The sequence below is a fragment of the Streptomyces sp. ISL-94 genome (genome assembly GCF_018614075.1).
Classification (GTDB): Bacteria; Actinomycetota; Actinomycetes; order Streptomycetales; family Streptomycetaceae; genus Streptomyces.
Genome location: NZ_JAGGOZ010000064.1, coordinates 80,595 through 94,110, shown reverse-complemented (window position 1 = coordinate 94,110; position 13,516 = coordinate 80,595). Strand labels below are relative to the sequence as shown.

The following is a 13,516-nucleotide window of genomic DNA, read 5'->3' as shown; positions in this document are numbered from 1 at the left end:
TTGGTCGCGGCTGTCCCTAGATCCGCCATCGCTTGACCTGGCGTTGTCCGACATTCCTACTTTCGGTTTTGTGGATGTGAGGATCTTGAAAAGCAGCTTCGCGGTGGTGGAGAGACGGGCCGAGCACGCGGTCAAGTTCTTCTACTCCCACCTCTTCTGGCACAACCCCGAAGTCCGTGACCTCTTCCCGGCCTCCTTCGAGGACATGGAGCGTCAGCGGGACCGGCTCTTCGCCGCGCTCACCCACGTGATCGCCCACCTGGAGAACGAGACCCTCGTCCCCTATCTACGCGACCTCGGACGCGACCACCGCAAGTTCCTGGCGGGCCCCCAGCACTACGCCGCCGTGGGCACCAGCCTGATCGCGGCCCTCGCCGAAACCTCCGGCGAGGCCTGGACCCCCCTGGTGGAAAAGGCCTGGACCGAGGCGTACCAGGTGATCGCCGACACGATGATGGCCGGCGCCGCCACGAGCGAGGACCCGCCGTGGTGGGATGCGGAGGTCGTCCGCCACCTCCAGTACGGGGAGGACATCGGCGTCCTGACCCTCCGGCCGCACGCCCCCTTCCGCCATCTCCCCGGCCAGTACACGAGCGTGAGCAGCGCGCGGGTCCCGACGACCTGGCGCACGTACTCGATCGGCAACGCCCCCCGCCCCGACGGCAGCCTCGACCTGCACGTCAGCCGGATCGAGCGGGGGCGCCTGAGCACCGTCCTGGTCCGTGAGAGCCGGCCCGGCGACATGCTGCGGCTCGGCGCAGCCGGCGGGCAGCTGGCCTTCCGCCGCGAGGGCCGGCCGGTCAGCTTCATCGCCGCGGGCACCGGCTGGGCGCCGGTCCGGGCCATGCTGGAGGACCTGGCCCACCACCCCCCTGACCAGGACGTACGGCTCTTCGTGGTCGCGCGGGACGCCGCCCACCTCTACGACCGCCCGCTCATCGACGAGTACGCCGCCGCCTTCGGCTGGCTCAGCGTCACCTACATCACGCCCGCCCCCGGGCAGCACCGCGAACAGGCCACCGACCGGCTCACCACCGCGCTGTGCAACCGGGGGCTGTGGCCCGACCAGGACGTCTACCTCAGCGGGCCGCCGCTGTTCATCCAGGAGACCGCCTGCCTCCTGGAGGATCTCGGCGCCCACCCCGGCCGGATCTTCCACGACTCCGTACCTGCCACCGGCAAAGGCGACGGCCCGAACGGCCGCCCGCTCGGCTTCGGCGAGTGGTTCCTGAACCGCCCGTCGCCGCACTGGCACAACCCCTCGGGCCGCGCACCGCGCCCGTAGCTAGAGCTTCAACCGCTGCTGAGGGCTACGCGCCGACGCCCTCGGCGGCCCGGATCGCGTCACGGTAGACGCGAGCCGCCGCGCGCAGCGCCGTTTCCGGGTCGATCCCCGACGCCTCGGCGCGCGCCGCCAGCTCCAGCAGCTCGTACCCGATGCCCTCGCCGCGGGGCAGCTCCACGGCGAGCGCGCCCGTACGGACCCGGCCCGCGAGCTTCGCCGCGAGCGCCAGGCCGGGCTGGCCCAGCGGAATCCCGTCGGTGAGCGACTCCCGCTGCTTCTCGACCGCCTTGGTGCGCTGCCAGTGCACGCGGACGTCCTCCGGCGTCTCGGCCTGCGCGTCGCCGAAGACGTGCGGGTGGCGGCGGATCAGCTTCTCCAGCAGGGTCCCGGCCACGTCGTCGATGGAGAAGGCCTCCTCCGGCTCATCGGCCTCCTCGGCGATCCGCGCGTGGAACACCACCTGGAGCAGGACGTCGCCGAGCTCCTCGCGCAGCGCCTCCCGGTCCCCGTCCTCGATGGCCTCGACCAGCTCGTACGCTTCCTCGATCCCGTACTTGACCAGGCCCTCGTGGGACTGCCGGGAGGCCCACGGGCACTCCCGCCGGATCCGGTCCATCACCTGGACGAGGTCGAGCAGGCGGGCGCCCGGCAGGTCGTAGGAGCCGGGCAGCAGCTCCAGGTCGGGCATGGAGACCCGGCCCGAGCCCGCGAGGCGCGCCAGCCCGTCGGTCAGCCGCTGGTCGCCCTCGCCCGACGGGAGCACCACGACCGTCCGGCCGCCGGCGCAGGCCTCGACCAGCTCGTGGGCGTCCGGGGTCTCGTGGACGACCTCGACGCCCGCCTCCCGCAGGTACGGGATCTGCGGGTGGCCGGGGTCGGCGCACAGCACCCGGTCCGCGGCGTGCAGGGTCTGCCACGCCGGCCAGGACAGCACCCCGGGGGCGACCCGGTGGCTGGTGGTCAGCAGGACGATGCGGCCGGTGGGCTCGGCGGACAAGGGCTCGGCGGGTACGTGGTCGGTCACCCTCCGAACCTACCTCCGCGCGGGAGTGTCAGGCTCCGGCGGGTGCCTGCCCGGCCTGGGTCCGCTGGGTGATCCAGGGGGTCTCCCCGGCGCCGAGCTTGATCTGCTTGACGTCCCAGGCGCCGTAGCGCGGGTTCACCTCGATGTGCAGCGCCTTCGCGGCCGCCCGGGCCGGCTCCTCCAGCTTCCCGTTGCCGTACTTGGCGGTGAGCTTGGTGAGCAGGACGCGGTCCCGCAGGAAGCGGTCGACCTGTCCGGGGGCCATGGCGCCCTTCTGCAGGAGCAGCGTCTCGAACTGCTCGGCTCCCTTGTTGTCGTCGACGTACGCCTTGTGCTCGTCCTCGATCTCCTTCCCGGAGACCGCGATCCCGGCGGTCTTGGCCATCTTGTCGATGACCCGGCTCTGGAGCATCGCGTCGAGCTTCTGCCGCTCCAGGTTCGGGGTGCTCGCGATGAGCTCCGCCGCGGCCTGCCCGGAACGGTTCTGCGCGGCGCGGACGTCGTTCACCTGGGCCTGGAGCGCGGCGGTCGTGATCCGTTCACCCCCGACGACGGCCGCGGTGCCGGGCCGGGTCCCGCCCGAGCAGGCGGACAGCAGGGGGGCCGCCAGGAGCAGGACGGTGGAGACGGAGAGCGCTGTGCGACGGTGCAAAGGAGCCTCCAAGGCCGGGAGATTGTGCGTCGGTGCACAAGGGCCGTGCGGTGATCGATGGTATGCAGTCAGGGTGGTCCGGGCCACCGGTTCGACCAACGATTCCCGGAGTGTCGGGGCACGTGCCTGTTCGTGCCGCAGCCACCCGGTGTCCACCCCCACGTCCTCCGGCGCCGCCAAGGTCGGCCCACCATGTCGACACCGCACCGCTCGCCGCGCCGCCCGAGCCTGCTCGGCTCGGGGCTCGCCGCCCTGCTCACGGCGGTGGCCGTGTGCGCCGGAGCCGCCGTCGCCCGCGTCTTCCCGTACGGACCTGGGCGCGAAGGTGTACGAGGACCCGGTCACGCCCGGGGTCTGCCGCGCGGGCACGGCGTGGCGGGGGCGGCCCTGGCCGTGCTGGCGGCCCTGTGGCGCACCGGCCGCCGCCGCCGCCGGGAGGCGCCGATCACTCGTTCGGGCGCAAGCATCCTTCCGGCGTAGAACACAACGTTCTACGCTGGCAGCATGGACCGCATTCCTGTACGTGAACTCAACCAGCACACCAGCGCCGTGCTCGCGCGAGTGCAGCGCGGCGAGTCCCTGGAGGTCACCGTGAGCGGAACAGCCGTCGCCCGGCTCGTACCCGTCACCCCGACGCAGTCCCTGCTCGACCGTCTGGTCGCGGAGGGGCGCGCCACCGCGCCCCTGTCCGGCGGGCCCTTCCCGCTGCCGCCGGTTCTGGGCGACCCCGGGGTGGATGCCGCCGCAGAACTCGCCGCCGCGCGCGACGAGGAGCGCTGGTGATCTATCTCGACTCCGCGGCCGTCGTGAAGCTGGTGCGCCGGGAGCACGACAGCGCCGAGCTGGTGGCCTGGCTGGCCGAACGGCCGCAGACGCCTCTGGTCTCGTCCTCCCTCGTCGAAGTCGAGGTTCCACGGGCCCTTCGCCGGTCCGCCCCGCAGGCGCTGGCCGGCGTACCCGGGGCGCTGACACGCCTGTACCGGCTGGAGATCGACCACGCCGTGCGGGCGACGGCCGCCGTGTACGCGGACCCGCTGCTGCGGTCGTTGGACTCCATCCACCTCGCCACGGCGCAGCTCCTGGCCGGCCAGCCCGGCGCCGAGCCGCTCACCTTCGTGACGTACGACCAGCGCCTCCTCAAGGCGGCGGAGTCGATGGGGCTGGCCGTCGCCTCGCCGGGCGTGTGACGCGAGGTCAGCCGCGGACCTGGCCCAGCCAGTGGAGGGTGCGGCGGATCTCCGCCGGGAAGGGGTGGGCCGGGCCGTGGAGGCGTTCCGCGTCGAACAGCAGGCGGGCCAGGGTGTCGTGGGCCGCCGGGCGGTCGCCGAGGGAGAGCAGCAGGTGCGCTATCCGGCGGCGGACCTCCAAGGGGAGGCCCGGGTCCGGGTTGGCGTAGTGGTTCTCGAAGAGCGGCAGCAGTGAGCGGTACTCCGCCAGGGCCGCGGCCGGTTCGCCGAGCTGCTCCAGGCACTGCGCCGAGTCGTAGCGGAAGCGCAGGGCCTGCGGGTCGCCGGCCGGGAACTCGTCGGCGAGGCGGCGCAGTTCCGGCAGGGCGCGGCGGTACTGGCCGTCGTCCATCAGCGTGGCCGCGTACTGCTTGCGCAGGGAGCGGACCACCGGGGAGCGCTCCCCGTGCTCGGCGGCCGCCGCCGGGAGGATGCCGCCCAGGATGTCCACGGCCTGGGTGAGCTGCCCCTGGTCCAGGAGCTTGCGGGCCTCGTCCACCGCGCCCGGGACGTCCGGCTTCGCCGGCACGGGCGTTGTCGTCGGCGGCGTGCTCGGGCGGGGAGGGATGATCGTGGCCCGGTCGGGCCAGGGGGCGTGGGGGCGCAGGAAGGGGCGGGTCGGGTCGAGCGGGCCGGCCGGAGCCGCGCTGCCGCGCGCCGGGAGCAGGGGGGCGAGGGCCTCGTACACCTCCTGCGCGGAGGCGGGCCGGTCCTGCGGGTCCTTGGCGAGGAGGCGGAGCAGGACGGCCTCCAGCTCCGGCGGGACCTCCGGGCGCAGCTGGCGCACCGGGAGCGGGGGCTCGTACAGGTGGCGGTGCAGGACGCCGAGGGCGGTGGATCCGGCGAAGGGGACGTTGCCGCTGAGCAGTTCGTACAGCAGCACGCCGAGCGCGTAGAGGTCGGTGTACGGGCCCACCGCACCGCCCATGGCCTGCTCGGGCGCCATGTACGCGGGGCTGCCGATGGGCGAGCCGGTGCTCGTGAGGCGGGTGGTGTCGGTGTCCATCACCGAGGCGACGCCGAGGTCGAGGACCAGCACGGTGCCGTCCGGACGGATCATCACATTGCGCGGCTTGAGGTCGCGGTGCACGATCGGCACCGCGTGCACGGCCGAGAGCACCGCGCACAGCTGCGCGACCACCGCGACCGCCCAGCGCCAGGGGTACGGGTCGTGCTCGGCGAGGTGGTCGGCGAGGTCGGAGCCCTCGACGTAGCCCATGACGAGGAAGAGCTCGTCGCCGTCGCTGCCCGCGTCGTGCACGGTCACCAGGCCGGGGTGGTCGACCTGCGCCGTGACCCGGCACTCGCGCACGAAGCGGCGGCGCAGCTCCTCGGCGACCGTGCCGGGGCCGGCGACCTTGTCGGGGCGCAGCAGTTTGACGGCGACCCGCCGGTCCAGGCGCCGGTCGTACGCCGTCCAGACCTGGCCCATGCCGCCCTGGCCGAGGATGGTGGCGAGCTGGTAGCGGTCGCCGATGAGCCGGTCGGTCACGGGTTACGGTCCTGGAGCGGGGTGTCGCTGGGGTCCTGGTACGGGCCGGCGCCGGGCTGCGGGGGCTGCTGCGGCTGCCCGGGCTGCTTGCGCAGGAGCTCGCTGAGCTCGTCGAGTTCGGCGCGGACCTGCCCGAGGCGCGGGGGCGGGATCGGCTGCGGCGGGACCTGCGGGGGGACGGGCGTCTGGGCAGACGGCTGCGCGGGCGGGTAGCCGTAGGCGGGCGCCGTCTGCTGCGGGTGGGCGTACGGGGCGGGCTGCGCCGGGTACCAGGGCGGCGCGGGCGGGCCGCCGGCCGCCCGGAGCTCGTAGTGGCGGATATCGGCCGCGAGAAAGTACACGCAGGTCAGGACGGCGGTGAGGAGGGAGCCGCCGAGCCCGGTGTTGCCCTGCCAGCCGCTGGTGTCCTCGGTCGGGTCGAGCCCGATCAGTACGAGCCAGCCGACGCCGAGCACGCCGCTGACCACGAGCAGGACCCAGTCGACGGTCTTGCGGGTGACCAGCGCGAGCCGCAGCATCGTGGCCCAGGCCAGGAAGCCACAGCTCAGGATGGGCAGCAGCGCGAACAGCACGCGCAGTGCCACCACGCCCCCGGAACTGGGCTGGTGACCGTGCTGCGGCGGGAGGCCGGGGCCGTGCATCGCTGCTCCTGACGGGGCCGTGCGGAAAGGGTTGCGGGTCAGAGCGTATAAGCCTTTCCGGCCGCTGGTGAGGGGATGTGCGCAACCGTTGTACGGTCGCCGCCCGCCCGCTCAGTCCGGGGTGACCGTGCCGTCCGAGAGGCCGTCGTACAGGCCCTGTACGAGCTGTTCGCCGAGCCGTCCCGCCAGTCGCAGCGCGTCCTCGAACTCGGCGAGCGCGCGGAAGCGGGCACCGTAGCGCTGCTGTTCGGCCGGCGGCAGCCGGGGCACCTGGAGGCGGCGTACGTCGAGCCGGGTGGCGGTGGAGGCGTGGCTGCTGGCGCGGCGGTTGTTGGCGGTGCCGCGCAGGAATCCGGCCAGGAACCACGGGTCGAGTGCGGCCGGGTCGGGGCGCAGCAGTTGCAGGCCCCGGCCCGGGACGGCGCCGGCGGTGGCCGCGTCGACGACGCGGGCGACGGTGGCGCCGCCGACGACGGGGACGAGGACGTCGCCGGGGGTGGTGAGCACCGGTTCGTCGGCGGTGGCGGCCAAGGTGCCGGAGGGGCCGGTTCCGGCGTAGACGTCCTGTTCGGTGAGGACGGGGGCCGCGCCGGTGCCGCTGCCGGTGCCGGTGTGCAGCACCAGGGCTCCGGCGCGGGCGAGTTCGCCGATGGTGGTCAGCGACAGCAGCGACGCGGCCTCGGGGGCCGGGACGGGGGCCGGGGGGGTGAAGCGGGCGGCCCGGGCGAGGGTCTCGTCGAGCCGTTCCCGTACGGCGCCCAGTGCGGCCGGCCCGCCGCCGGCGGCCGGGGGCGGCAGATGGCGGGCGGGGGTGAGGTCCACGTCGTCGTCGAGCAGTTCGATGACGGGCACGACACGGCTGACGCCCTGGACCTCCTCCACCGAGCCGGTGCGGTCGTACGCCGTCCAGGCGGCCTCCACCTCGTCGGCCACGGAGGCGCTCTGGCCGGTCCCGGCGGCCGGGCCTGCCGCGCCGGCCGAACTGTCGATGAGCAGCAGCCCCTGCGGGGGAACCGCTTGCGGGGCGGGCCTGCGCAGCACCCACAGGTGCAGGGGGATCCCGTACGGCGGGGCGCTGCCGGCCGGGAGCGCGATGACGGCGCGCAGGGCGCCGCGGCGCAGCAGGTCGGCACGGATGCGGCGGCCGGAGCGGCGGGCGGCGACGGCGGGCGGCATGAGCAGGACGGCGGTGCCGCCCTCGCGGAGGCGGGCCAGGGCGTGCTGGATCCAGGCGAGTTCGGATTCGGTGCGGGCCGGGAAGCCGTACTCCCAGCGCGGATCGTAGGCCAGTTCCTCGTGGCCCCAGTTGCGTTCGTTGAACGGGGGGTGGCAGAGCACGGCGTCGACGGCGTCCTGCGCGAAGGCGTCGGCGCGCAGGCTGTCGGCGGCGGCCGCGCGTACCAGGCCGGAGCCGTTCAGGGCCAGGCGCAGCGCGGTGAGGGCGGCGAGTTCGGGCGAGGAGTCCTGGGCGTGCAGGACGGTGGCGCCGGGGAGGGCGCGCAGCAGGGTGCCGGTGCCGCAGGCGGGGTCGAGCGCGGTGCGCACGCCGGGGCCGGCGAGGGCGGCCATGAGCCGGGCGAGGCTGTCCGGGGTGAGCGTGTACTGGCGGGGGTTGGCGTCGAGGTGGCGGCCCAGCAGGAACTCGAAGGCCTTGCGGGCGCCGAGTTCGGCCGCGAGTTCGGCGGCGGCCCGCAGCAGCGGCATCGTGGTGGGGCCAGGCCGGATGGCCTCCAGCGGGTGCCCGGGCCCGAGGCGTGCGACGAGCACCTGGTCGAGGACGGGCCGCAGCAGGGCGGCCATCCGCTCGTCGGAGACGGCGGTCAGCTCCAGCCAGTCGGCGGGCCGGTCCCGTACGACGAGCAGCGCGCAGCCGGCCTTGACGAGTGCGGTGACAGGACCGCCCGGGTGGGCGGCGATCTGCTGCCAGACGCGCTCGCGTAGCGGCACCTCGGCGAGTTTGCCCTGGGCGCGCAGCCAGTGCTCGACCTCCGCCAGGGCGAAGGAGGGGCTGGTCTCCGTGCCGCCGACGGGCTTGGGGAAGTCGGCGTGCCGGCGCCGCCAGTTGCTCACGGCGGCGCGGCCGACGCCTGCCAGGCGGGCGACCTCGGCCGCGGTGACCTCTGCGCCCGGGGCGCTCTGCTCTGACATGCCGGGGAGCATACCCGTACACACCCCAGAGATCGCTTCACAGCGTGAACTCTAGAAATCCTGTGAGTCATGTTGACTCGGTTCACAGACATCTGGTCTATTAATGACGTCGGGCGGCGAGCCGTCCGGCTGAGACTCCCCCCGGTCCGCCGGTCCGCCATCCCGCCGGTCCCCCAGCGGCCCCCGCCGGGCCGCCACCCACCTCATCCGGAATTCTTACCTCCGGATACCCTCACCCCGTTCCACGTCCCCCGCAGTAGAGAGTCATGCCCATGCGTACCGCTCACCGCCTCACCGCCACCGCCGCCCTCGCCTGCGCCGCCGCCCTGGGGCTCACCGGCTGCTTCCAGTCCGGCCCGTTCCCGGACCTGACCGGCTCGCAGGTGGCCGACAAGTCCGTGGACGCCCTGCGCGGCGCCTCCTCCCTCACCGTCAGCGGCAGCGTCTGGGACGAGGGCAAGCCGCTCCAGCTGAACATGGCGGTCAGCAAGAGCGGCGACTGCAAGGGCTCGATCTCCAGCAAGGAAGGCTCCTTCGAGCTGATCCGCAACGCCCAGGCCGTCTTCATAAAGGCCGACGAGCCCTTCTACCGCGCCCAGATGAACGACCTGCCCAAGGACCAGGCGGACGAGGCGGTCAAGCAGCTGGCCGGCCACTGGCTGAAGACGAAGGCCTCGGACCCGGACATGAAGGACCTGTCCGAGCTCTGCGATCTGGACCAGCTGCTCAAGGAGTTCGACGACAGCAAGGGCGCGCAGAAGGGCAAGACCACCACGGTCGCCGGCCAGGAGGCCCTCACCCTGACCACGAAGACCACCGAGGGCACCGAGACCCTGCTGGTCGCCACCAAGGGCGAGCCGTACCTGCTCAAGGCGTCCATCGACGGCAAGGAGCCGGCGGACGTCACCTTCACCGGCATCAACCAGCCCGTCCAGGCCGACGCCCCGGCCGGCAAGGACGTCATCGACGCGGACAAGATGGGCTGACCCGGCCGGGCCGGCCGCACGCGGCCGCCCCTCGGCGAGCGAGCTCCGCCAAACGCGCGTACCGTCCCAAAGGGATACGGAAGGGAGCCCTCGTATGGGGATCTTCGACAAGGCCAAGGAAATGCTGCAGGGCCACGGCAAGCAGGCGAAGCAGGCGTCCGACGCCGCCGAGCGGCAGGCCAACCAGCGGACCGGTGACAAGTACACCGACCAGGTCGACCAGGCCCAGCAGCAGATGGAACGGCGCATGGGGATCGACGACGACCCCGACAGGTAACCCGGCACATGGCGGCCGCGGCGGGAACCGGTGGACACCGGCCCCGCCGCGGCCGTCGTCACGACCCGAGGATCGTCGCGAGGAACTCCCCGGTCCAGGCCAGCAGTTCCCGCCCGACCAGCGGCTTCCCGCCGACCTTCCCCGTCTTCGGGCGCGGGATCAGCACCTGCGAGGTGGCGGGCTTGAGCACCGCCCCCGGGTAGAGCCGCTTCAGGCGCAGCTCCTGGGATTCGCGCAACTCCACCGGCCCGAAGCGGATGTTGGGGCCCTGGAGGGTGATGTCCGCGACACCGCACGCACGGGCGAGCATCCGCAGCCCCGCCACCAGCAGCAGGTTCTCCACCGGCTCGGGCAGCTTGCCGTAGCGGTCGGTGAGCTCCTCCCGTACGGCCTTCACGTCCGCCTCGGAGTTGGCGGAGGCGATGGACCGGTAGGCCTGGAGGCGCAGCCGCTCGCCGGGCGCGTAGTCGTGCGGGACGTGCGCGTCGACCGGCAGCTCGATCTTGACCTCCAGCGGCGGCTCCTCCTCCACGCCGCCTTCGACGGCGGCCCGGTAGTCGGCCACCGCCTCGCCGACCATGCGGATGTAGAGGTCGAAGCCGACACCCGCGATGTGCCCGGACTGTTCGCCGCCGAGCAGATTGCCCGCGCCGCGGATCTCCAGGTCCTTCATCGCCACGTACATGCCCGCGCCCATCTCGGTGTGCTGGGCGATCGTCGCGAGCCGCTCGTGCGCGGTCTCGGTCAGCGGCTTCTCCGGCGGGTAGAGGAAGTAGGCGTACCCGCGCTCGCGGCTGCGCCCCACGCGGCCGCGCAGCTGGTGCAGCTGGGAAAGGCCGAAGTTGTCGCCGCGCTCCACGATCAGGGTGTTGGCGTTGGAGATGTCGATGCCGGACTCGACGATCGTGGTCGAGACGAGCACGTCGAACTTCTTCTCCCAGAAGTCCACGACGACCTGTTCCAAGGCCTGTTCGGACATCTGCCCGTGCGCCGTCGCGATCCGCGCCTCGGGCACGATCTCGCGCAGCTTGGCGGCCGCCCGGTCGATGGACTCGACCCGGTTGTGGATGTAGAAGCACTGGCCCTCGCGCAGCAGCTCGCGCCGGATGGCCGCGCCGATCTGCTTCTCCTCGTACGGGCCGACGAAGGTGAGGACCGGGTGGCGCTCCTCCGGCGGGGTGGTGATCGTCGACATCTCGCGGATGCCGGTCACCGCCATCTCCAGGGTGCGCGGGATCGGGGTCGCCGACATCGTCAGCACGTCCACGTTGGCGCGCAGCTTCTTCAGCTGCTCCTTGTGCTCGACGCCGAAGCGCTGTTCCTCGTCGACGATGACCAGGCCCAGGTCCTTGAACTTCGTCTCCTGCGAGAACAGCCGGTGCGTGCCGATCACCACGTCCACCGAGCCCTCGCGCAGCCCCTCCAGGGTGGCCTTGGACTCGCTGTCGCTCTGGAAGCGGGACAGCGCCTTCACCACTACGGGGAACTGGCTGTAGCGCTCGGAGAAGGTGCCGAAGTGCTGCTGCACGAGGAGCGTGGTGGGGACGAGGACGGCGACCTGCTTGCCGTCCTGGACCGCCTTGAAGGCGGCCCGCACGGCGATCTCGGTCTTGCCGTAGCCGACGTCGCCGCAGACCAGGCGGTCCATGGGAACGGACTTCTCCATGTCCTCCTTGACCTCGGCGATGGTGGTGAGCTGGTCGGGCGTCTCCGCGTACGGGAAGGCGTCCTCCAGCTCGCGCTGCCAGGGGGTGTCCGGGCCGAAGACGTAGCCGGGGGCCGCCATGCGCGCGCTGTAGAGCTTGATGAGGTCGGCGGCGATCTCCTTGACCGCCTTCTTCGCGCGCGCCTTGGTCTTGGTCCAGTCGGCGCCGCCGAGCCGGTGCAGGGTCGGGGCCTCGCCGCCGACGTACTTGGTGACCTGCTCCAGCTGGTCCGTGGGGATGTAGAGGCGGTCGCCGGGCTGGCCGCGCTTGGCGGCGGCGTACTCGACGAGGAGGTACTCGCGGGTCGCGCCCTGGACGGTGCGCTGCACCATCTCGATGTAGCGGCCGACGCCGTGCTGTTCGTGGACGATGTAGTCGCCGGCCTCCAGGGTCAGCGGGTCGATCGTCTTGCGCCGGCGGGTCGGCATCCGGCCGAGGGCCTTGGCGGCGGTGCGCTGGCCGGTGAGGTCGGTCTCGGTGAGGACGGCCAGCTTGAGGGCCGGGTCGACGAAGCCGTTGTCGATCGAGCCGCAGGCCACGTGCACGATGCCGGGCTCCAGCGCCCGCAGCTCCGCCTCCAGGCGGGCCGCGATGCCCTCGCCGCCGAGCACCTCGACGGTACGTGCGGCCGGGCCGTGGCCCTCGGTGAGGTAGACGGTGTGCCAGCCGTCGGCGATCCAGCCCTTGGTGTCGGCGAGCGCGCGGGCGGTGTCGCCGCGGTAGGCCTCGGGGGCGTGCATGCCCAGCTTGAGAACCGCCGGCTCGCCGGCTGATGTCAACGTCCCTCCGGGGCCCGCCGCGTCAGCGGCATGTGTCAGCGTCTCGTCGGCGGCGAAGGGGGAGACCGACCACCACATCATGCCGAGCTCGCGGGCGTGCTCGCGGACGTCCGCGATACCGCGCAGCGAGGCCGCTCCGACGTCGATGGGGGCCTCGCCGCCGCCGGCGGTGGCCGCCCAGGAGGCCATGAGGAACTCCTGGCTCGTCGCGACCAGGTCGGCGGCCCGGGTCCGTACCCGCTCGGGGTCGCACACGACGGCCATCGCCCCGGCGGGCAGGACGTCGATCAGCAGCTCCATGTCGTCGACCAGGACCGGGGCCAGCGACTCCATGCCCTCGACGGCGATCCCCTCGGCGATCTTGTTCAGCAGCTCGCCGAGCTCGGGGTGCGCCTCGGCGAGGGCCGCCGCCCGCTCCCGTACCTCGTCGGTCAGCAGCAGCTCGCGGCAGGGCGGGGCCCACAGGCCGTGCTCGGCGACCTCCAGCGACCGCTGGTCGGCGACCTTGAAGTAGCGGATCTCCTCGACCTCGTCGCCCCAGAACTCGATGCGCAGCGGGTGTTCCTCGGTGGGCGGGAACACGTCGAGGATGCCGCCGCGCACGGCGAACTCCCCGCGCTTCTCGACGAGCTCGACGCGGGCGTACGCGGCGGCGGCCAGCGCCTGCGTCACCTCACCCAGGTCGACGCTCTGGCCCTGCCGCAGGGCCACGGGCACCAGGTCCCCAAGCCCCTTGACCTGCGGCTGGAGCACGGAGCGGATCGGGGCGACGACCACGGAGACGGGCCCGGCAGCCGGATCGTCCTTGCTCGGGTGCGCGAGGCGGCGCAGCACGGCGATCCGGCGGCCGACGGTGTCGCTGCGCGGGCTGAGCCGCTCGTGCGGGAGCGTCTCCCAGGACGGGTAGTCCACCACCTGATCGGGCGAGGGCAGCAGCGACCGCAGCGCCGCGGCCAGGTCCTCAGCCTCGCGCCCGGTGGCGGTCACCGCGAGGATGGTCCGCTCGGTCTGCCGGGCCAGCGCGGCGATCGCGAAGGGCCGCGCGGCGGGCGGACCGACCAGATCCACATGCATGCGGGTGCCGTCCCCGGCCGCGGTGACCGCCTCGGCGAGGGCGGGATCCCGGGTGACGGCGTCGAGCAGTCCGTGCAGACTCATGTGGAGGCTTTCCATCCGGTGAAGGGGCAACGCGAAGGACCCGACACGTCGCACGGGCCGGGGGTTCCCACCCTACGACGCGCCCCGCCTTCACGCGCGGGGGATTCGGGTCCCCCGTGGGGGTGACGGAGCTGGCGCCGAC

12 protein-coding genes are annotated in these 13,516 nt (G+C 73.1%); 6 read left to right on the top strand and 6 right to left on the bottom strand.

The window, feature by feature from the left end; translation table 11 throughout:
• Positions 1-76: 76 nt before the first annotated feature.
• Positions 77-1,285: a globin domain-containing protein gene (locus J7E94_RS20570; RefSeq protein ID WP_308345391.1), complete on the top strand. Its 1,209-nt coding sequence runs from the start codon at positions 77-79 to the stop codon at positions 1,283-1,285.
• Positions 1,286-1,310: 25 nt separating this feature from the next.
• On the opposite strand, the gene J7E94_RS20565 is transcribed toward J7E94_RS20570, so the two are convergent.
• Entirely contained in the window at positions 1,311-2,309 is a 999-nt protein-coding gene (locus tag J7E94_RS20565; RefSeq protein WP_308345389.1) for a nucleoside triphosphate pyrophosphohydrolase, read from the bottom strand.
• Positions 2,310-2,337: 28 nt separating this feature from the next.
• On the bottom strand, positions 2,338-2,961 hold the full coding sequence (locus J7E94_RS20560; protein ID WP_251056949.1) for a SurA N-terminal domain-containing protein: 624 nt from the start codon (positions 2,959-2,961) through the stop codon (positions 2,338-2,340).
• A gap of 192 nt (positions 2,962-3,153) precedes the next feature.
• Between J7E94_RS20560 and J7E94_RS20555 the strand changes: the two genes are divergently transcribed.
• From J7E94_RS20555 to J7E94_RS20545, 3 genes are read left to right on the top strand one after another with little or no spacing between them, the layout of a single operon-like run.
• Entirely contained in the window at positions 3,154-3,441 is a 288-nt protein-coding gene (locus J7E94_RS20555) for a hypothetical protein (protein WP_215017478.1), read from the top strand.
• A 24-nt stretch (positions 3,442-3,465) separates the two neighbouring features.
• The gene (locus J7E94_RS20550) at positions 3,466-3,744 is read left to right on the top strand and encodes a type II toxin-antitoxin system Phd/YefM family antitoxin (protein ID WP_215017476.1); all 279 of its coding nucleotides are present in this window, start codon (positions 3,466-3,468) and stop codon (positions 3,742-3,744) included.
• A complete protein-coding gene (locus tag J7E94_RS20545; RefSeq protein ID WP_215017474.1) occupies positions 3,741-4,148 on the top strand; it encodes a type II toxin-antitoxin system VapC family toxin in 408 nt (135 codons plus the stop codon). The genes J7E94_RS20550 and J7E94_RS20545 overlap by 4 nt, the downstream gene beginning before the upstream one ends.
• Before the next feature lie 7 nt (positions 4,149-4,155).
• On the opposite strand, the gene J7E94_RS20540 is transcribed toward J7E94_RS20545, so the two are convergent.
• The 3 genes from J7E94_RS20540 to J7E94_RS20530 all read right to left on the bottom strand — a co-directional run bounded on the left by J7E94_RS20540 (position 4,156) and on the right by J7E94_RS20530 (position 8,468).
• A complete protein-coding gene (locus J7E94_RS20540; protein ID WP_215017472.1) occupies positions 4,156-5,679 on the bottom strand; it encodes a serine/threonine-protein kinase in 1,524 nt (507 codons plus the stop codon).
• Positions 5,676-6,320: a hypothetical protein gene (locus tag J7E94_RS20535; RefSeq protein WP_215017470.1), complete on the bottom strand. Its 645-nt coding sequence runs from the start codon at positions 6,318-6,320 to the stop codon at positions 5,676-5,678. The genes J7E94_RS20540 and J7E94_RS20535 overlap by 4 nt, the downstream gene beginning before the upstream one ends.
• 111 nt (positions 6,321-6,431) lie before the next feature.
• Positions 6,432-8,468: an N-6 DNA methylase gene (locus J7E94_RS20530; protein ID WP_215017468.1), complete on the bottom strand. Its 2,037-nt coding sequence runs from the start codon at positions 8,466-8,468 to the stop codon at positions 6,432-6,434.
• Positions 8,469-8,740: 272 nt separating this feature from the next.
• Here J7E94_RS20530 and J7E94_RS20525 point away from each other — a divergent pair, with 272 nt between their 5' ends.
• Complete coding sequence (locus J7E94_RS20525; protein ID WP_215017466.1) at positions 8,741-9,454, top strand: hypothetical protein; 714 nt, start codon at positions 8,741-8,743, stop codon at positions 9,452-9,454.
• A 94-nt stretch (positions 9,455-9,548) separates the two neighbouring features.
• Positions 9,549-9,731 (top strand): antitoxin, encoded by a 183-nt coding sequence (locus tag J7E94_RS20520; RefSeq protein WP_215017465.1) that lies wholly within the window; start codon positions 9,549-9,551, stop codon positions 9,729-9,731.
• Positions 9,732-9,789: 58 nt separating this feature from the next.
• Here the strand turns inward: J7E94_RS20520 and mfd are convergent, their stop codons facing one another.
• Positions 9,790-13,374: a transcription-repair coupling factor gene (mfd, locus tag J7E94_RS20515; RefSeq protein ID WP_215017463.1), complete on the bottom strand. Its 3,585-nt coding sequence runs from the start codon at positions 13,372-13,374 to the stop codon at positions 9,790-9,792.
• Positions 13,375-13,516 lie beyond the last annotated feature (142 nt).